This is a genomic window from Janthinobacterium sp. GW821-FHT03A03, from assembly GCF_059421435.1.
Window position 1 is genome coordinate 682,235 of the sequence record NZ_JBWKUZ010000001.1, and the last position, 20,362, is coordinate 702,596.

General features: G+C 60.2%; 20 protein-coding genes and 1 tRNA gene. 3 read left to right on the forward strand and 18 right to left on the reverse strand.

Going from position 1 to position 20,362, the window contains the following annotated elements; all coding sequences use genetic code 11:
- Positions 1–60: 60 nt before the first annotated feature.
- From AC07VI_RS03085 to ybiB, 15 genes are all read right to left on the reverse strand, one after another.
- The gene (locus tag AC07VI_RS03085) at positions 61–330 is read right to left on the reverse strand and encodes a hypothetical protein (RefSeq protein WP_139842373.1); all 270 of its coding nucleotides are present in this window, start codon (positions 328–330) and stop codon (positions 61–63) included.
- Positions 331–568: 238 nt separating this feature from the next.
- Positions 569–1,876, reverse strand: coding sequence for a type II secretion system protein GspD (locus AC07VI_RS03090; RefSeq protein ID WP_492995666.1), 1,308 nt, complete (start codon positions 1,874–1,876; stop codon positions 569–571).
- Positions 1,873–3,018, reverse strand: coding sequence for a zonular occludens toxin domain-containing protein (locus AC07VI_RS03095; RefSeq protein ID WP_086143879.1), 1,146 nt, complete (start codon positions 3,016–3,018; stop codon positions 1,873–1,875). The genes AC07VI_RS03090 and AC07VI_RS03095 overlap by 4 nt, the downstream gene beginning before the upstream one ends.
- 9 nt (positions 3,019–3,027) lie before the next feature.
- Positions 3,028–3,363, reverse strand: a complete 336-nt coding sequence (locus AC07VI_RS03100) for a hypothetical protein (protein WP_139842371.1) — start codon at positions 3,361–3,363, stop codon at positions 3,028–3,030.
- 2 nt (positions 3,364–3,365) lie between these two features.
- The gene (locus AC07VI_RS03105) at positions 3,366–4,610 is read right to left on the reverse strand and encodes a hypothetical protein (RefSeq protein WP_492995669.1); all 1,245 of its coding nucleotides are present in this window, start codon (positions 4,608–4,610) and stop codon (positions 3,366–3,368) included.
- A gap of 57 nt (positions 4,611–4,667) precedes the next feature.
- Positions 4,668–4,883, reverse strand: coding sequence for a major coat protein (locus tag AC07VI_RS03110; RefSeq protein ID WP_086143878.1), 216 nt, complete (start codon positions 4,881–4,883; stop codon positions 4,668–4,670).
- A 274-nt stretch (positions 4,884–5,157) separates the two neighbouring features.
- The gene (locus tag AC07VI_RS03115; protein WP_139842369.1) at positions 5,158–5,391 is read right to left on the reverse strand and encodes a hypothetical protein; all 234 of its coding nucleotides are present in this window, start codon (positions 5,389–5,391) and stop codon (positions 5,158–5,160) included.
- 6 nt (positions 5,392–5,397) lie between these two features.
- Positions 5,398–5,739, reverse strand: a complete 342-nt coding sequence (locus tag AC07VI_RS03120; RefSeq protein ID WP_492995671.1) for a hypothetical protein — start codon at positions 5,737–5,739, stop codon at positions 5,398–5,400.
- Positions 5,740–6,211: 472 nt separating this feature from the next.
- Positions 6,212–6,290, reverse strand: a tRNA-Ile gene (locus tag AC07VI_RS03125).
- Between the two features lie 110 nt (positions 6,291–6,400).
- Positions 6,401–8,641 (reverse strand): RNA polymerase sigma factor RpoD, encoded by a 2,241-nt coding sequence (rpoD, locus tag AC07VI_RS03130; protein WP_086143876.1) that lies wholly within the window; start codon positions 8,639–8,641, stop codon positions 6,401–6,403.
- Between the two features lie 464 nt (positions 8,642–9,105).
- The gene (dnaG, locus tag AC07VI_RS03135; RefSeq protein WP_492995674.1) at positions 9,106–10,902 is read right to left on the reverse strand and encodes a DNA primase; all 1,797 of its coding nucleotides are present in this window, start codon (positions 10,900–10,902) and stop codon (positions 9,106–9,108) included.
- A 129-nt stretch (positions 10,903–11,031) separates the two neighbouring features.
- Positions 11,032–11,484: a GatB/YqeY domain-containing protein gene (locus AC07VI_RS03140; RefSeq protein ID WP_070287781.1), complete on the reverse strand. Its 453-nt coding sequence runs from the start codon at positions 11,482–11,484 to the stop codon at positions 11,032–11,034.
- Positions 11,485–11,680: 196 nt separating this feature from the next.
- Positions 11,681–11,893, reverse strand: coding sequence for a 30S ribosomal protein S21 (rpsU, locus tag AC07VI_RS03145; protein ID WP_008451879.1), 213 nt, complete (start codon positions 11,891–11,893; stop codon positions 11,681–11,683).
- A 182-nt stretch (positions 11,894–12,075) separates the two neighbouring features.
- Complete coding sequence (locus AC07VI_RS03150; RefSeq protein WP_086143875.1) at positions 12,076–13,290, reverse strand: BaiN/RdsA family NAD(P)/FAD-dependent oxidoreductase; 1,215 nt, start codon at positions 13,288–13,290, stop codon at positions 12,076–12,078.
- A 56-nt stretch (positions 13,291–13,346) separates the two neighbouring features.
- Positions 13,347–14,339 (reverse strand): DNA-binding protein YbiB, encoded by a 993-nt coding sequence (ybiB, locus tag AC07VI_RS03155; protein ID WP_492995677.1) that lies wholly within the window; start codon positions 14,337–14,339, stop codon positions 13,347–13,349.
- A 158-nt stretch (positions 14,340–14,497) separates the two neighbouring features.
- Between ybiB and AC07VI_RS03160 the strand changes: the two genes are divergently transcribed.
- Together AC07VI_RS03160 and AC07VI_RS03165 are read left to right on the forward strand one after the other, a co-directional pair.
- The gene (locus AC07VI_RS03160; RefSeq protein WP_099420486.1) at positions 14,498–15,175 is read left to right on the forward strand and encodes a hypothetical protein; all 678 of its coding nucleotides are present in this window, start codon (positions 14,498–14,500) and stop codon (positions 15,173–15,175) included.
- Positions 15,176–15,325: 150 nt separating this feature from the next.
- Positions 15,326–16,387 carry a 3-deoxy-7-phosphoheptulonate synthase gene (locus AC07VI_RS03165; RefSeq protein ID WP_086143872.1) on the forward strand — a complete coding sequence of 354 codons (1,062 nt, stop codon included), beginning with the start codon at positions 15,326–15,328 and terminating at the stop codon, positions 16,385–16,387.
- A gap of 103 nt (positions 16,388–16,490) precedes the next feature.
- On the opposite strand, the gene AC07VI_RS03170 is transcribed toward AC07VI_RS03165, so the two are convergent.
- Positions 16,491–16,901, reverse strand: coding sequence for a nitrite reductase (NAD(P)H) small subunit (locus AC07VI_RS03170; RefSeq protein WP_086143871.1), 411 nt, complete (start codon positions 16,899–16,901; stop codon positions 16,491–16,493).
- Between the two features lie 210 nt (positions 16,902–17,111).
- Between AC07VI_RS03170 and tsaD the strand changes: the two genes are divergently transcribed.
- Positions 17,112–18,152, forward strand: coding sequence for a tRNA (adenosine(37)-N6)-threonylcarbamoyltransferase complex transferase subunit TsaD (gene tsaD, locus AC07VI_RS03175; protein ID WP_099374198.1), 1,041 nt, complete (start codon positions 17,112–17,114; stop codon positions 18,150–18,152).
- On the opposite strand, the gene eutC is transcribed toward tsaD, so the two are convergent.
- Together eutC and AC07VI_RS03185 are read right to left on the reverse strand one after the other, a co-directional pair.
- Positions 18,153–18,926 carry an ethanolamine ammonia-lyase subunit EutC gene (eutC, locus tag AC07VI_RS03180; RefSeq protein WP_492995680.1) on the reverse strand — a complete coding sequence of 258 codons (774 nt, stop codon included), beginning with the start codon at positions 18,924–18,926 and terminating at the stop codon, positions 18,153–18,155.
- A gap of 9 nt (positions 18,927–18,935) precedes the next feature.
- Positions 18,936–20,324, reverse strand: a complete 1,389-nt coding sequence (locus tag AC07VI_RS03185; RefSeq protein WP_086143868.1) for an ethanolamine ammonia-lyase subunit EutB — start codon at positions 20,322–20,324, stop codon at positions 18,936–18,938.
- Positions 20,325–20,362: the final 38 nt, after the last annotated feature.

Below are 20,362 nucleotides of genomic sequence, written 5' to 3' on the forward strand. Positions count from 1 at the left end.
TTTAGCGGCGCTTCGCGCCGCCACCCGCGCTGCGCGCAGATAGCGGCACCAAGCTTTCCGCTACCGTTTGCGCAGCAATTGCTGACGCAATAATTTCTCTATCACCTGATCCGGCGTAATGTCTTTAAAGCGGATATACGCCTTCAATCCTTCCAGCACCTGCGCATCGACATGCACCGTCAAAAATGCCTTGCCATCGTCACGCAAGCGATCCCTGCGATCTTTTTGCCGCTGTGCACTGGTCTTTGCCGCGCCAGTTGCCGGACGTCCCCTGCCCCGCTTAATCGGGCCGAGTAGATCAATCGTCTTGTCTTCCTCAAGCTGTTTCATGTACATACTTTCAATACGGTTTTTCAGAGGTGGGCCGTACTGGCCAACGTGAAGCGACGCGGTACTAAGCGTGGCGGCGGACTACCCGCTAAAACTTTGAAAACGTGTCGCTCCTCGCTCCGATGCGCACGGGCCACCTGACGCCATTACTTCAAAATCAACCGCCGACTTCGATATGCCCTCAAAGATTTTGCCCTCCGGGCCGCTTGTGCCGTCACCCCGGAATTAACGTGACAAGTCACCGTTTTTCTGACGTTCGGGGAACCTGCGCACTCAAGATCAGCACCAGATCGGTATGCAGCTTCGTCCCCGATCGAGCAGCCCACGAAGACGGCAGAAACGAGAAGCCAGAGGAGCTATCGACGGTTTGCGCATCGTTCAGGCCGCCAATCAACAGCACTTCGCCATCGTTGACCGTCACCGCCGTTTTCACCTGGCGCTTAATCAGCGTGGGAGAACCTGTCACGCCACTGGCAGTTGGTTTGAAACTGGATATTTGCCCATCGATGGCAAGATTGATTTTGCCGTTGCCGAGCACCTTGGGCAGTACGTCGACAATGACGCCAGAAGGCCGGTAAACGATGTTTTGAACACTGTTGCCGGAATTGTCTTTGCCCGTGCTGGCAATAGTCGGCGTTTCATCGCCCACCGTCAGCACCATCTTTTGATAATCGTCGCCCACAATGCGGCTATTCGACACTTGCTTGAAACGGCCGTCGGTATTGAGCGCGTCAATCACCAGCTGGAAATTGGTGTTGCGCAAGCTGATGGCGGAAGCCGAATTGACACTGCCAAGCGACGCGCCGAACTTAGCACCCAGCACATTGGCCATGATGGAAATACCGCGGCCCGAGCTGGCGTTATCCGTGACCTCGACCCAGGACGCAGACACATCGACCATGCGCGGTAACTGATCGAGCGCACCGAGCAAGACACGCATTTTGTTTAACTCGGACGCGCTACCCGTCAGCACAATTTGATTGCCAGCCGCAACCGCACTACGCGGACCAAACGCAGCCGCGACAACCCCCGCCAAGAAATCAGCCGAACGGCCAGCCGGCGCATACACTTCAGACTCAGCATCACGCCGCCGGCCAGAGGCACCCGGCACCGGATCAACAGCACCACCCTCAACATCGGCACGCACAGGGCGCAATATCGGCCTATCAAAAAACGCAGAAGCGGCATCGCCGCCCGGAACATCAACGGACGTTAGACGAATAGCAGATGAAACAGAAGCCGAAGACTGCGCAGCACGCAGGTAGTAGACGCCATCGCGCAATTCAGATGCTATGCCCTGGTCGCGCAAAATACCCTCGACAAACGTCGGCAACCGATCAGCATCAAGGGAACTCACCGACACCGTAATCTTGCGATCAAGGGCCAGAGCCTCCGGGGAAATGACAAAATCACGCGCCAACATATTCTTGAAAGTAGCCTGCGCAAACGCGACAAGCGACACGGAAGAAAGCTGTATTGAGACTGGCTGACCTGCGGCAAAAGCAACGCACGGCAACCAAATAAACAGTATAAATAATTTTTTCACATCGAACCCTTCACCCAGGTATCAGCATCGACCAGCGCAAGCCAACCGCCATCAACGAAACGAAAACGCAACGCGGTAACACTACGGCCATCCGACAAAGTGACAACGTAGACACTTCCCCGCGCGATATAACCAATGCCAGTGAGATTTTTTGATGCAACTATTTCGGGCTGTTTTTGGACAATCGTCGGCGCAAGCACTGGCTTACCGAAGTGATAGCCAAACACGCCCAGGGCGGCGCCAAGGCACAGCGCAACAAAGAGAAATTTAGTCATATGTTTGTGAGGTGGCTTAGGAGGAAGAGCGCGATAGCTCAACATCGGCAAAGCAGCAGGCGTCGCCTGCAATGGCCCGATGAAATCGGGAGGAACACCAGCAACGGCGGACAAGTGCCAAGACGAGAGCAGCGAGTGGGTACCGTGCGGATAGGTATCGGAAAAGACTTGCGTCGTGTTGTAAGCGTTGTTCAGATCATCACCACGAAAATACCAACGATCCGCCACCAAAGCGTCAGGAGACGCCCCCAATCGCACCACACCGATATGCAAGCGAGGCATGCTACCGCTAGCAGCACCGGCAGTCATCAACGCAATAGCAGGGCTTAAGACTGGCACCCGCATACGATCCAAACGGTTCAGCCTGACAACATATTCAAGCAGCGAATCACGCAACTGCTTATCGACCTGACTGATGTTCTGCATGATGAAAAACACATCCCATCCATACTTGCGCGCATGGATAGCCCATTCCAGCATCTCAGCACGGCCCTTATCCTGAAAATTGCGGGTATTCAGCCAGGAACCACATTCATCGAGGATGAGCGCACCATTGTGATGCTCGTCAAACCCCGCCAGCAACTTAGGCGAAGGCGCAACAGCCGTGATCCCGGCACGGCCATGCTGCAAAATCGGCTCAAAATCGATAAAGCGATTACCACTGCCGATCATGTACAAATCCACAGCAGACGGCTTATCAGGAACCCGAATAACAACACTCCTATCCCGAGCTGGCATCAGGTGTTCGAGGAACACATCACAGTTTGTAGCCACCCTCTTACCGTCACGCAGGTAACGCCTGATCTGATCGATTGCCGCCTTGCCCTTGCCACTCCCGAGCTTGCCCGTAATTGCGTAAACAGCCATATCAACCGCCTACTTAGTCACAAGGTTAATACCTTTTTTGTTAATCACATATATCTGACAAGCAAGCCACACCGTCGAATAACAAGATGCAGCCGCCATCGTAGTCGAATTAAAAGCTATGCCAAGACCGATTGCAAAACTAGGATGCGAAGAAGAAATTCCAGAAATACCCTGGGCACAAACACCATGAGCACAAGAAAGTCCTGTCGCCAAAAGCGCCGAAGCCAAACCTACAAATATCAATACAGCCGAGAGCCTAAACGCCTTCTCAGCAACCATAAATCTTCCAAAAATAGTAATCAAAAATGTAATGATAGATACGAGCAATTGACCAAGAAGCGGCATGATTAAGCCTTATAAGCTGAAGAAATTTGTTGAATTGAACCAATAAGAGCGAAGAAACAAATAACGCCTGAAATAAATCTAGCAAATATATTTACATACGTGCAAACATCTACCTCATATGAACCACCAGTCACCGGATTAGCTACGATCGGATTCCTACAAACAGCGGTACTAATTATCGGGAACCAATCACCAGCACCGAATTTCTCCTTAACAAGAGAACCGATTCTTTCCAATCCCTTTTCATTGGTATCACTAACTTCCTTGAGCCACACATCCCCCGAAGCCCTATCAACATCCGGCATACCACTTTCATCAATGCGACATGGAGCATCACCCGGTAAGCCGCAACCGCGCTTACTGCCTCCAGGATTGTCGCCAGGGGTTCCGCCAGGAGTTCCGCCTGGGGTACCACCCGGGGTCCCACCTGGGGTTCCGCCTGGGGTTCCGCCTGGGGTTCCGCCTGGGGTTCCGCCTGGGGTTCCGCCAGGAGTTCCGCCTGGGGTGCCGCCAGGGGTACCGCCAGGGGTGCCTCCAGGGGTGCCTCCAGGAGTGCCGCCAGGATTACTAGGATCAGTCGGCTTAGTCGGATCAGTCGGATCAGTCGGCTTAGTCGGATCAGTCGGCTTAGTCGGATCAGTCGGCTTAGTCGGATCAGTAGGATCAGTCGGCTTAGGCGGATCGCCCGACCCCGTATAAGGCGGAACGACCGTATCAGGTAATTTTTTAGAGATACAGCGCGCACCGTTTTGCGTCAGCTTCATATTCCAAGAAAACAAGAACACGCCATTAGGATCAGCAGGCCCCTCAGTCGACTTGCCTAAATCGTCTTTAGACCTAACCTTGGCTATACATTTATCAATGCAATATGAAGCATTCAACAAACTACTATCCTGAATAATTTGTTGAACTACTTTATATTCACCGTTAGGAAGCCGCTTGTAATAGGCAGATGAAATTTTATACGTTCCAGCACTATCACCATCTAGGCAGTCACCAACTTTAGTGACATATACACCGCGTGTAACTGTGCCGCCATATGGCTTAACCTCGCAATAAAATTTATCCTCCTCATATTCTTTGACACTAACTATTTCGTTTTGGCGCCCGGCCGGGGCAGCATATTTCTGGCAAGCCTCCTCAACGCTTGTATATATCATTCCATCAGAACCCTGGAAATAAATGCCGCCAGCAGAGACTGGCTGAATATAAAAAGCCATCATCAAGAGGAATAAAATATTTTTCATTTCTATCCAATAAAAAAGGGCGACATAAGCCGCCCTGTACGCCCGAACGCCGACGAATTAGCCAGCCTTCGAAAACGCCTTCTTCATCATCTTGATGCCCCAGAAGCCACCGGCGACCAGAACGGCGACGGCGAAGGCCGCCGTGATGTAGGTCGTAGCCTGACCGGACAACGCCGTGATCGCAGCCACGCCCGGATCATCAGCAGCAGCAGCGACGCCCGAACCAGCAACCGCGCCCACCAAAGCCAAACCACGCATGATATTTTTGTTCATTTGCACATCCTTTAAAAATAACGGTCTACATACGATTGACGACGACCCTGCGCCAAAAGACTACTAATCCAAAATTTCGATAGAGCGCCGAATAACTCGCTGTATCGCACCAGCGGCATACCCGATGCCAAACGCACTCAAGGCGTAACCAACAGCAGCGGCAACGGTCATTATTTATGCTCCAAAAACCGGGAAATGATGTACTTAACCAAGTGCACAGCACAGAAGAACAGGCCAGCTAAAAACAGAATCGGCCAGAGACTTTCAAGCAGCATCATCGCTGCGCCCCTGCAATCCAGCCCAACGCGAACAGCACCACCACCGCCGCCACAAAAAATATATCAACAGCCTTTTCCTGCGCCGCCACAGCAGCCACGTACTCAGGGCCTGACTCAACCACATAGGCACATGCAGCCAACTCAGTAGGAGCGCTAGACACCGTGTACAGCACGGCACCGGACGGAGCATCCGGCCCGGTCATTTGTGTGGAATCGACGCAGGAAGGCATGGAAAATTACGAGGCGGTTTGTTGACCTGGGTTCGCTTTGACGGCGGGAGCCGCTGCAGCGTGTTTTGCTTGGGAAGCAGCGGAAATTGGAGTGATAGAAAAGACCTGCGCGCCGACACGTTTGTCCTGCGAGATCGACACTTCGAACTCAACCTCATACATGCCCGGTTGCGTATCTTTGAAGCGCTCCGGCAAGACCAGCTCACCGATTAACGGCTCGATGACGCCGGTATCGCGGTTTGGCTTATGGACGATGCATTGCGCCATGCGCATATCGTAGTCATTGCCGGTTTTTTTCGAACGGCCAGCCACTTGGGTGACGTGCAAAATTTGGATAGTGTTTTTCATAGTCTTTTCCTTAGAGTAAGTCGCCCGCTAGAGCGATTGAGTTTTGCACTCATCAGCAGCCGAAAAAACCTCCCAAGGCGTACCAGTGGGCAAACAGGCGGCCCGTGGGCCGGAGACTGAGCGGTTTACATTCAACCTAGATGTGCTATCGTTTACTTAGTTCAAACGGACAAGAGTAAGACCGATCGGACTAATAGAATAGTATCAGTACGAACGGACTAAGACAATTGGAAATAACTATGAATTACTCAGAAATGATAGCGAAGGCGCTCAAGGGGCGATCAGTAAACTCGATGGCAAAGCTATGGGGAGTGAGCCAGAAAGCGCTCGATAGATATGTGAAAGAAGAACGGATACCAGAATACGATCTGGCAGAAAAGATCATCCAAGAAGCGGGAATAAGTAAAGAAGAGGCGTTCGATGTGCTGGCAACTGCAACCAGAGAGCACAAAGAACGCCTAAAAGATAATTCTGGTGGGCCTCCCGTGAGTCGAACACGGCACCAACGGATTATGAGTCCGCTGCTCTAACCAAGCATGAGCTAGAGGCCCAGGGGGACTGCGGCGTGGCGGCGCTATTGAAACCTGCCTCGCGCGGCCGTTTTGGAAACGGACACGCGAGGATAGGGGTATCAGGGGCGCACGTCAAGCCCTATTGGCTTCTAGTTGCCTTCCAAGAAGCTTTTCAGCTTGTCGGAGCGCGATGGGTGGCGCAGCTTGCGCAGCGCCTTCGCTTCGATCTGGCGGATGCGCTCGCGCGTCACGTCAAATTGCTTGCCCACTTCTTCCAGCGTGTGGTCGGTGGACATTTCGATGCCGAAACGCATGCGCAGCACTTTCGCTTCGCGTGGCGTCAGGGAATCGAGCACGTCCTTGACCACGCCCCGCATGGACGCGTGCAGCGCTGCGTCGGCCGGGGCCAGGGTGTTGTTGTCCTCGATGAAGTCGCCCAGGTGGGAATCGTCGTCGTCGCCGATCGGCGTTTCCATCGAGATCGGTTCCTTGGCGATTTTCATGATCTTGCGGATCTTGTCCTCGGGCATCTCCATCTTGATCGCCAGGGTGGCCGGATCGGGTTCCGCGCCTGTTTCCTGAAGGATCTGGCGGGAAATCCGGTTCATCTTGTTGATCGTCTCGATCATGTGCACGGGAATGCGGATCGTGCGCGCCTGGTCGGCGATCGAACGGGTAATCGCCTGGCGGATCCACCAGGTGGCATACGTCGAGAACTTGTAGCCGCGGCGGTACTCGAACTTGTCGACGGCCTTCATCAGGCCGATATTGCCTTCCTGGATCAAATCGAGGAATTGCAGGCCCCGGTTCGTGTATTTCTTGGCGATCGAAATGACCAGGCGCAAGTTGGCCTCCGTCATTTCGCGCTTGGCCTTGCGCGCCTTCATTTCACCGGCCGCCATCTGGCGATTGATGTTACGCAAGTCCGGCAGCGGCAGCACGACTCTCGCCTGCAGGTCGATCAGGCGCTGCTGCAGTTCCTTGACGGTTGGAATGTTGCGGCCCAGGATGGCGCTGTAGGCGTGTCCTGCGTTGACTTCGCCATCGACCCAGTCGAGGTTGGTTTCATTGCCGGGGAAGACCTTGATGAAGTGGGCGCGCGGCATGCCGCAGCGGTTCACGGCCACGTCGAGGATCTGTTTCTCGATATGGCGCACTTCGTCCACCTGGCCGCGCAGGGTGTCGCACAGCTTTTCCACCACCTTGGCGGTGAAGCGGATGCCCAGCAACTCTTGCGAAATGGCTTCCTGCGCCTTGGCGTAGGGCTTGGAGTTGTAGCCTTCCTTCTCGAAGGCGCGGCGCATGCGGTCGAATTGCTGCGAAATGACGGCGAATTTTTCCAGCGCCGTGCGTTTCAGGGTTTCCAGCTGTTCAGCGGAGAAACCGGCGGCGCCCGAAGCGCTCGCTTCTTCCTCTTCCTCTTCTTCCTCTTCTTCCGCTTCGCCCTCTTCCTCGTCTTCCTCGACGGGCGCGGCCACGACAGGGGCGGCGGCGACCGGTTCGTTCTCATCGACGAGACCGTCGACGATTTCGTCGATCTTGATCTCTTCGTTGGCGATGCGGTCGGCGGCGGCGATGATCTCGGCGATCGTCACGGGACAGGCGGAAATGGCCTGGATCATGTCTTTCAAGCCATCTTCGATGCGCTTGGCAATCTCGATCTCGCCTTCGCGCGTCAGCAGCTCGACCGAGCCCATCTCGCGCATGTACATGCGCACAGGGTCGGTGGTGCGGCCGAAATCGGAGTCGACGGTCGACAATGCGGCCTCGGCCGCCGCTTCCGCCTCGTCGTCGCTGGTGACGACGGCAACGTTATCGGACAGCAACAACGTTTCCGCGTCCGGCGCGTGTTCGTAGACGGCGATGCCCATGTCATTGAAGGTGCCGATGATGCCTTCGATGGCTTCCGGATCGACGATGTTTTCGGGCAAGTGATCGTTGATTTCCGCATACGTCAGGAAACCGCGTTCCTTGCCGAACTTGATCAGGGTCTTGAGTTTCTGGCGCCGGCGCTCGAGTTCTTCCTCGCTCGCTTCCGTGTCGGACGAGAACGCGTCTTTCAGCAGCGCGCGCTCCTTGGCCTTGCGGTCCTTGGCCTTGGCCTTGTCGACGGCCTTCAGTTCGGCCCGCTCGACGGCGTTCAGGGCGGCGACTTCATCATTTTCTGGCTGGAATTCTTTTGGCTTGCGGCCGCGGCGGCCTGGCACCTTTACCGATGGCAAGACATAACCGGACGTATCGATGGCTGCCAGGGTGGCGGCGTCGGTGGTCTGGCTGACCACGGGCGCGCTGGTGACGCGCGCTTCGGGCCGGTCGAGCGCCTTTTCGGCTTTCGTGGTAACTTTGGTGGGCTTTGCAGCCGCTTTGGATTCGGGTTTCTTGATTGGCACAGGCGCTTTCGATTACACAACGACTTGCTTTACGGTGGATTAGGATAAAGTTTGCTGCCAGTTCCCTGTCTACCTGCGGGAACCACCATCTCCGAACCTGCCGACAACTCAGGTTCGACACTGTTACGTTACTTACACCTCATCGGCCACGATCCGCGGGAAGCGCAGCAATTCCTGTCCACCGGCTGTTGCCAGCCGCCTCGGCAAAAATTCCTGCATCGACCGCGTTGGGAGCGAGAGCCTGGCGCGGCTTGCCAGCGCCTGCGAGCCTTGCCCGCAACGCCGAAAACGCCAGTTGGCCCTGGCTGCCGACACGATCCACCGCGCCGATCAAGAGCCTAACTTACTGAAAACAAATACTATTTACGAAACAGAACTAGCTTGCCAAAGCACACAATACTTAGCATTTAATTATAGCACGCGAAAAATGTTTTTCCAGTGCGCGCCATACCATCAGGGCAAGATTAGCGATTCACCAACTCGGCATCGCGCTCGCGCTCCAGCTCCCCCTGCTCCTGCATGATTTCGCGGTAGCGTACACCAATTTTCTCCGATGGCAAACCCGACGCAAACAATTGCTGCAATTCCGCCTTCAAGGCATTCAATTTGATCTCGCGGATGGTGCTCACCAGCCACGACAATTCGCTGTCGTAATCGGATTCCGTACCGGCCGCGATCTCGCCGATGATCTCGTCGTACTCGCTGCCCAGTTCCTTCAACTGCTGCGCCAGCGCGGCAAAACTGCCGTGCTCGCCCAGCGCCTGGCCCACGGCCACCAGCTGCCCCAGGCTGTGCGCCGCGTCGGGCCCCAGGTGCTGGAAGGCGGTCAGCGCGGCCTCGTCGATCTGCAAGGTCAGCGGCGGATGCGCCACCAGCATGCGCATGATCTTCAATTCCAGTCCCACGGGTACGGGGCGGCCCGATTTCGGCGGCGCGCGGTGCGCCACGGCAACGGGTTTCGCCAGCTCGAACAGGGCTTCGATCTCGGCCGGCGTCGACTGCGTCAGCTGCGCCAGCCCGCGCACGATCTGCAGGCGCAGGGACGACGGCGCCATCAGCTGCAGCAGGGGCTTGGCGTCGAACTGCACGCGGGCGCGCCCTTCCGGCTCCGACAGATCATGCTCGCCCGACACTTCTTTCAGCAGGAACTGCGACAGCGGCATGGCTTCATGCACCTGCTGCTCAAAACCCTCGGCGCCGAATGCGCGGATATAGCTGTCCGGATCGTGTTCCGAGGGCAGGAACAGGAATTTGATCGTTTTATTGTCCGACACATGGGCCAGGCTCGCTTCCAGCGCGCGGCGGGCGGCGCGGCGGCCGGCCTTGTCGCCGTCGAAGCTGAAAATCACGTTATCGGTCTGGCGCAGCAGTTTTTGCACATGGGTGGGCGTGCACGCCGTGCCCAGGGTCGCCACGGCTTGCGGGAAACCCATCTGCGCCAGCGCCACCACGTCCATATACCCCTCCGTCACCAGCACGTAGCCGGCGTCGCGGATGGCCTGGCGCGCCTCGAACAGCCCATATAGTTCGAAACCCTTGGAAAACAAGGGGGTTTCCGGCGAGTTCAGGTATTTCGGTTCGCCATGGTCGAGCACGCGGCCGCCAAAGGCGATGACCTGGCCCTTGGTATTGCGAATCGGAAACATGATGCGTTCGCGGAAACGGTCATAGCGCTTGCGGTTATTGCCTTCTTCATCGACCTTGTCGATCACGAGACCGGCTTCGGCCAGGGCCACCACGTCGTAGTCGGGAAAAACGGAGCGCAGGTTGTCCCAGCCGCCGGGCGCGAAACCCATGCCGAAGCGCGCGGCCACTTCGCCCGTCAAGCCCCGGTTTTTAAGGTAGGCGATGGCTTCCGGCGCGTGGCGCAATTGCCCGCGGTAATAATCGCAGGCCTGCGTCATGGCGTCGGACAGGGCCAGGCTCTGCGCCTGGATCTGCGCGCGCTGGGCCGGCGGGATCTTGTCGTCCGCTTCCGGCACGACCATGCCCACGTTCTGCGCCAGGTCCTTGACGGCGTCGACAAAGCCCATGCCCGAGTACTCGATCAGGAAGCCGATCGAGGTGCCATGCGCGCCGCAGCCGAAGCAGTGATAGAACTGCTTGGTGGGGCTGACGGTAAAGCTGGGCGACTTTTCACTGTGGAACGGGCACAAGCCCATGAAATTGGCGCCGCCTTTTTTCAGCTGCACATAGCGGCCCACGACATCGACGATATCGACGCGGTTGAGCAAATCGGAAATGAAGGATTGAGGTATCACTGGCGAGGGCGGGTCTTGTTATAGGTCAGACTATACTACCGCACGTGGCCGGAGGTTGAGCCAGGTCAACGTGTGGGCGATTGAGCGGCTGCCGACCTGGGCCGGCAGCCAATACACTGCATATGAGGCTTAGGCTGCCGGCGTCAAGGCCTTCTTGACCAGGGCGGACACCACCGTCATGTCGGCGCGGCCGGCCAGCTTCGGCTTGACGATGGCCATGACCTTGCCCATGTCTTGCGGACCGGCGGCGCCCGAGGCGGCCACGGCGGCAGCCACTTCGGCCGCCACTTCCTCGTCCGACAGGCCGGCAGGCATGTAGCCGATCAAATGCACCAGTTCGGCTTTTTCGATGTCGGCCAGGTCGGCGCGGCCACCGGCTTCGAACTGGGTGATCGAATCCTTGCGCTGCTTGATCATCTTTTCCACGATGGCCGTCACGTGGGCGTCCGTCAATTCGATGCGCTCGTCGACTTCCTTGCGCTTGATTTCCGCCAGCAACAGGCGAATCGTGCCCAGCTTGCCCGCTTCCTTGGCGCGCATGGCGTTTTTCATGTCTTCGGTAATTTGTTCTTTCAAGCTCATGGCAATCCTCGTTGGTCAGTATGGAAACGGTGCTCGTGCGCGGCCAGAAACAAGTAAGGGCCACAAAAGCGAAAACCCGCTGCGGCGAACCGGAGCGGGTATGCGACTCATCTGAAGTATCACTCCAGGCGAATCAAAACAAAACCCGTGGCGTACAATGCGCCGAACTACCCGGGTTGGTTCTGACTGAACAGTCTTAGAATAATTTTTTCGGCAGTTGTTGGCTGCGGATGCGTTTGTAATGACGCTTGACAGCAGCTGCCAGCTTGCGCTTGCGCTCAGCTGTTGGCTTTTCGTAGAATTCGCGTGCGCGCAATTCGGTCAGCAGACCCGTTTTTTCGATGGTGCGTTTGAAGCGACGCATTGCGACTTCGAACGGCTCGTTTTCTTTAAGGCGAATAGTGGTCATGTAAAATTCAAACCGTTGAGGTGGTGTATAGGAAGAGATAGATAGTAGCAGCTTTTATTGCGAAAGGGAAGCCCCTCCCCACTTGCGTGCGGCATGCAGCCTGCAGTCATTGCCGGAATGTGGCGTAAACCACGCACCGGGGGCGGCGCACCGGGCGCCAGAACCCCATCCTACAGACTTGCTTACTGCAAGGCAATACCTGCCGCCACGCCGGAAGCCCAGGCCCACTGGAAGTTGTAGCCGCCCAGCCAGCCCGTCACGTCCACCGATTCGCCGATGAAATACAGGCCCGGCACCTTATTGGCCATCATGGTCTGCTGCGACAGCTCGCGCGTGTCGATGCCGCCGCGCGTCACTTCGGCCTTGCGGTAGCCTTCGGAACCGTTGGGCACGATGGACCAGGCATTGATGGCCTGCCCCAGCTTGCGCAGCTGCGCGTCGGGCATGTCGGCGATGCGCGCGTCCGGCGCCAGGCCGTTCGTGGCCAGCAGGCAGTCGGCCAGGCGCTGCGGCAGCCATTGGGCGACGATATTGCCCAGCTGCTTCTTCAGCGTGCCCTTGCCTTCAATCAAGGTCTGCGCCACGTCCACTTCCGGCAGCAGGTTGATGACGATGGGCTCGCCCGGCAGCCAGTAGCTGGAAATCTGCAAAATTGCCGGACCCGACAGGCCACGATGCGTGAACAGCAAGTCTTCGCGGAAGCGCGCGCCCGTGGCCTTGCGGCCTTTCAGGCTGCCCGTCTCCACGTCCACTTCCAGCGCGATGCCGGACAATTCCGCGAACGGCGCCCAGCTGGCCGGGTCGAACGTCAGCGGCACCAGGGCCGGACGCGGCTCGACCATCTGCAAGTCGAATTGTTTGGCGATGCGGTAGGCAAAATCGGTGGCGCCGATCTTCGGGATCGACAGGCCGCCCGTGGCGATGACGATGCTGGCCGTCTCGATGTCGCCGCTGTCCGTCTGCAGCACGAAGCCGCCGTCGGCTTGCTGGGCAACATTGTCGATCTTGCACGGCATGCGCCAATGCACGCCGCCAGCGGCGCACTCATCCTTGAGCATGTCGATGATCTGCTCGGCCGATTCATTGCAGAATTGCTGGCCCTTGTGCTTTTCGTGGTAGCCGATCCGGTATTTTTTCACCAGCGCGAGGAAATCCTGCGGCGTGTAGCGCGACAGCGCGCTCTTGCAGAAATGCGGATTTTCCGAGAGGAAATTTTGCGGGGTGGCGTTGATATTGGTAAAGTTGCAACGCCCACCACCCGAGATGCGGATCTTTTCGGCCAGCTTGGCCGCGTGATCGATCAATACCACGCGCTTGCCTTGCTGGGCGGCAACAGCCGCACACATCATGCCGGCCGCGCCCGCGCCGATCACTGCCACATCAAATTGTTTTGCCATAAGAATTCCGGTCACCGCTGATTACAAAGACGCCATTGTAAACTGCGGCGGCGCGGCTAGCGCGGCCGTGCTGCAATCTGCCGCGATGCCATCAGGCATTGTTCCACCTGCTCCGCGATCGACGGCGGCACGGGCACCTCGCCGCGCAGCACGGCGGCGATCCAGGCGGCCGTGGTGGCTGCGTCGCGCTCGGCCGGCAAATGCGGCAGTTCTTCCACCAGCAATTGCTTTTCCACCAATACCGCGCGCTCGCCGTCGTGAAACCAGTCGATCTGCTGCGCCTTGTTGGCGTTGGCCACCGTTTCGCCTTCCGTGCCGCGCATCAGGAAAGCGTCGCCGCGCGCGGGATCACAGGCGCTCAGGAAGTATTCACCGAGCATTTCCAGGTATTCGGGGTGCGTGTACGACACCAGGCGCAGGGCGGGTCCGGCGAACGGCTGCATGATTTTCACCAGCGTGTGCGTGGAATTGCGCACGCCCAGCACGCGCCGCAGCGACAGCAGATACGCCATGCGCGGCGCCAGCGCTTCGATCGGCAGGAAGGCCGCTTCGCCGCGCGCCATGGCCGCCTCGGCTTGCGCATGGTCGAGCGAAGCGGGCACGCCCAGCGCGGCCAGCACTTCGGCTGTCGTGATGCGGCCCGGGTCGCTGGTCACGCCATGCACGAGCACGGGTGCGCCCGCGCGCGCCAGCAGCAGCGCCAGCAGGGCCGTCAGATTCGCCATCTTGCGCGCGCCGTTGTAGCTGGGAATGATGATCGGGGCGAACGCGCCTGCCGGCGCGGCCAGCGGCGCGAACGAGGCCTCGGCAGCGTCGAGGAAGCCGGCGATCTCGTCCACGGACTCACCCTTGATGCGCATGGACAACAAAATGCCGCCCAGTTCCAGGTCCGACACGCGGCCCTCGAGCATGGCGCGGTACAGGGCGCGGGCATCATCGCGCGTCATGCTGCGCGCGCCGTTCTTGCCGCGTCCTATTTCTTTAATGAAACGCGCGGCGGGAAATGGCTCGCCGGCCACGTCGGTATGGGGGATGGGTACAGTCGTCATGGCGCCAGCTTACACGGATTTTCCGCGGGGCCGCTACCCTGGCGCCGTGATTGGCGCCGATGCAACAGGGCACGCGCATGCGCGGCCCGCCCGCCGCCCGAAAAAACCTGAATCCGCCGGCGCCGCGCCAGCGTACAAGATGGCAGGGAGGACTCATCATGGAACACGCGATCAAACAGGAAACTGCCTTTGTCGGCATCGAAACGGGCAAACTGCTGCTGAAAGCCGTGCTGCGCTCGGGCGGCGACGTACTGTGCAAGGTGCTGGAAAACGACGTGGCCGGCTACCGCTGGCTGCGCAGCTGGCTGCAAAGGAACGACGTGCCCGTCATGGGCTTGCGCGTCTGCATGCGCCTCGACGCCCCGTACAGCGAGGCGCCGGCCCGCGCGCTGGCGGACATGGGCATGCTGGTCTGCGATGCCCAGCCCGCGCAGCTGGCAGGCTATCTGCACGGCCAAGGCTTGCCCGAGAACGCGGCGCACGGCGCCGTGGTGCTGGCCAATTACTGCGAGGACAAACGCCCCGCTTGCTGGACGCCGCCCTCGCCCGCCTACGTGGAACTGCGCCTGTGGCTGCGCCGCCTGCACGCCATCGTAGGCGTGCGCAAGCAGGAGTCGGCGCGCCTCGACGCCTATCTGCGGGCTGGCCAGCACGCGCTGCACGCCCTGTTGCGCCAGCAAATCGCCTGCCTGGACGCGCAGATACGCCAGCATGAAACGGCCATCCTCGCGCATGTGCGGCGCCATCCCGGCCTGCCCCGGCCGCCCGAGCTGGCCGGCAACTACCAGCGCATCGCCCGCTACAGCGCCGGCACCAGCCTGGCCGGCGGCCACTGAGCGTCCGGCGGCAAGGGGCCGGCGGCGTGCCGGCCCTGCCATAAAAACAACTCATGCATTCCCGTTTTGGCCCCATCCCCGCCGCCAGGCCGCATTTCCGCTACACTATTGCCTCTTAAAGAACGCAATAGCGAAAGCCGAGCCAGAATCATGAATACGCCAGACATCGAAAATATCAACGTCACCTCCTTCGCGCCCATGCCGACGCCAGCCGAACTGCACGCCAAACTGCCGCTGTCGGAAAGCGCCTTCGACACCGTCAGCCGCGGCCGCGAAGCGCTGCGCAACATCATCGACCGCAAGGACCAGCGCCTGTTCGTCGTCGTCGGGCCATGCTCGATCCACGACCCCGTCGCCGGCCTCGATTACGCGCGCCGCCTGAAGGCGCTGCAAGAGGAAGTCAAGGACACGATGCTGCTGGTGATGCGCGTGTATTTCGAAAAACCGCGTACCACCACGGGCTGGAAGGGCTACATCAACGACCCGTACATGGACGATTCGTTCAAGGTCAACGAAGGCATGGAAAAGGCGCGCCAGTTCCTGCTCGACGTGTGCGAACTGGGCCTGCCCACCGCCACCGAAGCGCTGGACCCCATCTCGCCGCAATACCTGGGCGATCTGATCGCCTGGACGGCCATCGGCGCGCGCACGACGGAATCGCAGACGCACCGCGAAATGTCGTCGGGCCTGTCGACGCCGGTCGGCTTCAAGAACGGCACCGACGGCGACATCAGCATCGCCGTCAACGCGATTTTGTCGTCGGCGCACCCGCACTCCTTCCTGGGCATTAACGGCGAAGGCAATGTGGCCATCGTGCGCACGCGCGGCAACGCCTACGGCCACGTCGTGCTGCGCGGCGGCGACGGCCGTCCGAACTACGATTCGGTCTCGATCGCCATCGCCGAACAGGCGCTGGCCAAGGCCAAGCTGCCAGCCAACCTGGTGGTCGACTGCTCGCACGCGAACAGCTATAAAAAGCCGGAACTGCAGCCGCTGGTGATGGGCGACGTGGTCAACCAGATCCGCCAGGGCAACCGCTCTCTGGTGGGCGTGATGATCGAATCGAACATCGTCAGCGGCAACCAGAAGATCCCGCAAGACCTGTCGCAACTGACCTACGGCTGCTCCGTCACGGACGGCTGCATCGACTGGGACACGACGGCCACCATGCTGCGCGATGCGCATGCGCACCTGCTAAGCCGCCCGGCGTAATACGCCTGCCAAAACCTGCTGCGCGTCGGTAGTTGCGGTTTTGGCTGGCGTCGTCTAGCCTGCACCCCTCAATGAACGGCGCCCTGTGCGCCGTTTTTTTTCTTCATACTGCCATCTGCACATGCGGCAGCACGGCGTACGATCCCGCCAGCGCCTGCTCCGCCTTGCTGGCCGGGATATTGAGTTCATTGACGTCCAGGTAGATGCGTCCATCCTGGATGCGCACGGCATACATGCGCGCCATGGCCTGCACGGGCGCCACCAGGCGGCCCGAATCGAGCTCGATGATCCAGCCGTGCTTCGGCCCCATCAGGTTTTTCTCCATCAGCACCCCATGCGCCAGCGGGCCGCCCAGGCACGGCACCGTGTCGAGCAGCGCATACACCGTGTCGTCCGCCGCGCGGAACAGCGCCACACCGGGCAAATCCTGCCACGCCAGCCCCCGCTGCACCATGCGCGCGCCCGCCAGCGGCATGTCCTTCAGGCGGCAAATCATTTTCCATTGTTCCGGCATCGCAAGCTCCCTTGAAAAAGGCACACGCTTGTCTAAGCAAGAGCGGTGCCAGTGCCGGCCCAGGCGCAAGGCGGGCGAAATCCCGGCCAAAACCGGCCCGCGCCGCACTGCGCAAGTGCACACTGCCGCCGAAATGGTGCGCCGGCCGCACGGTGGACTGCCCGGCTTTCCTTTACAATGGCGGATTACTCCTCCCTATTCAGTACCTTCATGATTGTTCTTGGCGTCGAATCCTCCTGTGACGAAACCGGCCTGGCCTTGTACGACACGCAACGCGGCCTGCTGTCGCACGCCCTCTACTCGCAAGTCGCCATGCACGAGCAATATGGCGGCGTGGTGCCCGAACTGGCGTCGCGCGACCATATCCGCCGCGCCATCCCGCTGCTCGATGAAACGCTGGCCAAGGCCGGCATCACCCTGCCCGAGATCGACGCCATCGCCTACACGCAAGGGCCGGGACTGGCCGGCGCGCTGCTGGTGGGGTCGTCTGTCGCCTGCAGCCTGGGCCTGGCCATCAACAAGCCGGTGCTGGGCATCCACCACCTGGAAGGCCATCTGCTGTCGCCGCTGCTGGCCTCCGAGCCGCCGGAATTCCCCTTCATCGCGCTGCTGGTGTCGGGCGGCCATACGCAGCTGATGCGCGTCGACGGCGTGGGCCAGTACACGATGCTGGGCGAAACCCTGGATGACGCGGCCGGCGAAGCGTTCGACAAGTCGGCCAAGCTGCTGGGCCTTGGCTATCCGGGCGGCCCTGCCATTTCGCGCCTGGCCGAATTCGGCGACCCGCTGGCGTATAAACTGCCGCGCCCCATGCTGCATTCGAAGGATTTCAATTTCAGTTTCTCCGGTTTGAAGACGGCCGTACTGACGGTGGTCAAGAACCATGAAGAAAAAGTCATCGCCAATATCTGCGAACAGGACAAGGCGAATATCGCGCGCGGCTTCGTCGACGCCATCGTCGACGTGCTGACGGCCAAATGCGTGTCGGCCCTCAAGCACACTGGCTTGAAGCGCCTGGTGATCGCCGGCGGCGTGGGCGCCAACGCGCAGCTGCGCGCCTCGCTCAACGCGGCCGCCGCCAAGAAGCGTTTCAAGGTGTATTACCCGGAGCTGGAGTTCTGCACCGATAACGGCGCCATGATCGCCTTTGCCGGCGCCATGCGCCTGCAGATCAACCCGGACGCCGCCAAGCACGATTACTCGTTCAACGTGCGCCCGCGCTGGCCGCTGGACGAAATCCGCGAAGTCTGATCACGCCAGCAGGAAATTGCGCGCGCCCGCCAGGGCCGCGCCCTCTGCCACCGTTTCATCCTTCAAGTCCACGCCCGACAACTGCCGGGTAAATGCCTGCGACAGCAAATAGTGCAGCCGGTACGCGGCCGGCGCATATGCCAGGCCTTCCGGGCGCACGTTCGAGATGCAGTTGCGGCGCTCGTCCAGCAAGCCTGCTTTGGGCGCCCACGTCAGGTACAGGCCCAGGCTGTCCGGGGAACTCAAGCCCGGCCGCTCGCCGATCAGCACCAGCACGGCCCGCGCTTTGATCAATTCCCCCACCTCGTCGCCAACGGCGACCCGGCCCTGCGCCACGATGTATAGCGGCGACAACGTCCACGCCTCCAGCGCCAGCCGTGCGCGCAGGGCGGCCAGGAAGGGCGCCGCGTGGCGCTGCACGGCCAGCGCCGACAGGCCGTCGGCCGCCACCAGCGCCAGGACCACGCCCTTGCTATTTCCGGTCAGGCGCGCCCGTGATACGTCGTCGAGCCGGCGTCCCAGGTCGGGGCGTTGCAGGTAGATGGCACGCGTGGCGGCGGCGCTGTGCAGGGGCACGCAGGCTTGCCCCTGCGCGGCCAAGTCGCGCGCCAGGGCCTCGCCATCGAGCGCCGCGTGCACGGCATCGCGCGCCTGCGCGTGGGCCAGCTGGAACGCCAGCTGCGCGCGGGTCGGCACGCTCACGCCGCTGCGCCCCAGCGCGATGCGCGCCGCCGTATGCGCGCGCAGCGTTTGCCTCGGTATATTCTTGTCCATGTATCCTCCCTAGCCGCCCAGGCGCAGCAGGGCCGCCTGGAAGGCCGGCGCCAGCGCCACGTTCAGATTTCCCTGCGCATCCGTGATCTGCATGCGCGCCAGCCAGGCTTCGAATTCGGGCGCAGGGCGCAAACCCAGCACGCGGCGCGCATACAGGGCGTCGTGGAACGAGGTACTCTGGTAGCCGAGCATGATGTCGTCCGCGCCCGGCACGCCCATGATGAAATTGCAGCCGGCCACGCCCAGCATGGTCAGCAAGGCGTCCATGTCGTCCTGGTCCGCTTCCGCATGGTTGGTGTAGCACACGTCGCAGCCCATGGGCAAACCCAATAACTTAGCGCAGAAATGGTCTTCCAGCCCCGCGCGCATGATCTGCTTGCCGTCGTACAGGTATTCGGGGCCGATGAAGCCCACCACGGAATTGACCAGCAGCGGCTGAAAGGCGCGCGCCACCGCATAGGCGCGCGCCTCGCACGTCTGCTGATCCATGCCGTGGTGGGCGCCGGCCGACAGGGCGCTGCCCTGCCCCGTCTCGAAATACATGACGTTGTTGCCCACCGTGCCGCGCCCCAGCGACAGGGCCGCCGCCCGGCCCTCGGCCAGCAGCGCCAGGTCGATGCCGAAGCTGCGGTTGGCCGCCTGCGTGCCCGCCACCGACTGGAACACCAGGTCGACGGGCGCGCCGCGGCGTATCGCTTCGATCGTGTTGGTGATGTGCGTCAGCACGCAGGACTGCGTGGGAATCTGATATTGAGCTATGACGGCGTCGAGCAGCTGCAGCAGCGACATCACCTGCGCCACATTGTCGGTGGCGGGATTGATGCCGATCACGGCGTCGCCGCTGCCCAGCAGCAGGCCGTCAAGCATCGACGCGGCAATCCCCGTGGCGTCATCCGTCGGATGATTCGGCTGCAAGCGCGCGGACAGACGCCCTTCCAGGCCCAGGGTATTGCGCAAAGCCGTGACGACACGGCACTTGCGGGCTACCAGCACCAGGTCCTGCAGGCGCATGATTTTCGAGACGGCGGCCGCCATTTCCGGCGTGATGCCGGCGGCCACCTGCGACAGCGTGGGCGTGTCCGTCGCGTCGTCCAGCAGCCAGTCGCGAAAGTCGCCCACGCACAGGTGGGAGATCGGCGCAAAGGCGGCGCGCTCGTGGGTGTCGACGATCAGGCGCGTGACTTCATCGTCTTCATACGGCACCAGCGCCTCATTGAGGAAGGCCGACAACGGTACCTCGGCCAGCGCCAGCTGCGCCGCCACCCGCTCGCGCGCGCTGGCGGCCGCCACCCCGGCCAGCACGTCGCCCGAACGCGGCGGCGTGGCCTTGGCCAGCAGCTCCTTCAGGCTGGCAAACTGGTAAACATGGCTGTCTATCGTATGGCTGAAGCGGGGCATAGATTGTGCTCCAAGGCATCCCAATGGCCCATTCTACG

Excerpts from the sequence above, each read along its gene's own strand:
- rpsU (WP_008451879.1), bottom strand. The coding sequence starts at position 11,893 with ATGACCACTATTCGCCTTAAAGAAAACGAGCCGTTCGAAGTCGCAATG.
- AC07VI_RS03160 (WP_099420486.1), top strand. The coding sequence starts at position 14,498 with ATGGAACACGCGATCAAACAGGAAACTGCCTTTGTCGGCATCGAAACG.
- AC07VI_RS03120 (WP_492995671.1), bottom strand. The coding sequence starts at position 5,739 with ATGAAAAACACTATCCAAATTTTGCACGTCACCCAAGTGGCTGGCCGT.
- AC07VI_RS03185 (WP_086143868.1), bottom strand. The coding sequence starts at position 20,324 with ATGCCCCGCTTCAGCCATACGATAGACAGCCATGTTTACCAGTTTGCC.
- tsaD (WP_099374198.1), top strand. The coding sequence starts at position 17,112 with ATGATTGTTCTTGGCGTCGAATCCTCCTGTGACGAAACCGGCCTGGCC.
- AC07VI_RS03170 (WP_086143871.1), bottom strand. The coding sequence starts at position 16,901 with ATGCCGGAACAATGGAAAATGATTTGCCGCCTGAAGGACATGCCGCTG.
- AC07VI_RS03105 (WP_492995669.1), bottom strand. The coding sequence starts at position 4,610 with ATGAAAAATATTTTATTCCTCTTGATGATGGCTTTTTATATTCAGCCA.
- AC07VI_RS03100 (WP_139842371.1), bottom strand. The coding sequence starts at position 3,363 with ATGCCGCTTCTTGGTCAATTGCTCGTATCTATCATTACATTTTTGATT.
- AC07VI_RS03165 (WP_086143872.1), top strand. The coding sequence starts at position 15,326 with ATGAATACGCCAGACATCGAAAATATCAACGTCACCTCCTTCGCGCCC.
- AC07VI_RS03115 (WP_139842369.1), bottom strand. The coding sequence starts at position 5,391 with ATGCCTTCCTGCGTCGATTCCACACAAATGACCGGGCCGGATGCTCCG.
- AC07VI_RS03140 (WP_070287781.1), bottom strand. The coding sequence starts at position 11,484 with ATGAGCTTGAAAGAACAAATTACCGAAGACATGAAAAACGCCATGCGC.
- ybiB (WP_492995677.1), bottom strand. The coding sequence starts at position 14,339 with ATGACGACTGTACCCATCCCCCATACCGACGTGGCCGGCGAGCCATTT.
- eutC (WP_492995680.1), bottom strand. The coding sequence starts at position 18,926 with ATGGACAAGAATATACCGAGGCAAACGCTGCGCGCGCATACGGCGGCG.
- AC07VI_RS03110 (WP_086143878.1), bottom strand. The coding sequence starts at position 4,883 with ATGAACAAAAATATCATGCGTGGTTTGGCTTTGGTGGGCGCGGTTGCT.
- AC07VI_RS03095 (WP_086143879.1), bottom strand. The coding sequence starts at position 3,018 with ATGGCTGTTTACGCAATTACGGGCAAGCTCGGGAGTGGCAAGGGCAAG.
- AC07VI_RS03085 (WP_139842373.1), bottom strand. The coding sequence starts at position 330 with ATGAAACAGCTTGAGGAAGACAAGACGATTGATCTACTCGGCCCGATT.
- AC07VI_RS03150 (WP_086143875.1), bottom strand. The coding sequence starts at position 13,290 with ATGGCAAAACAATTTGATGTGGCAGTGATCGGCGCGGGCGCGGCCGGC.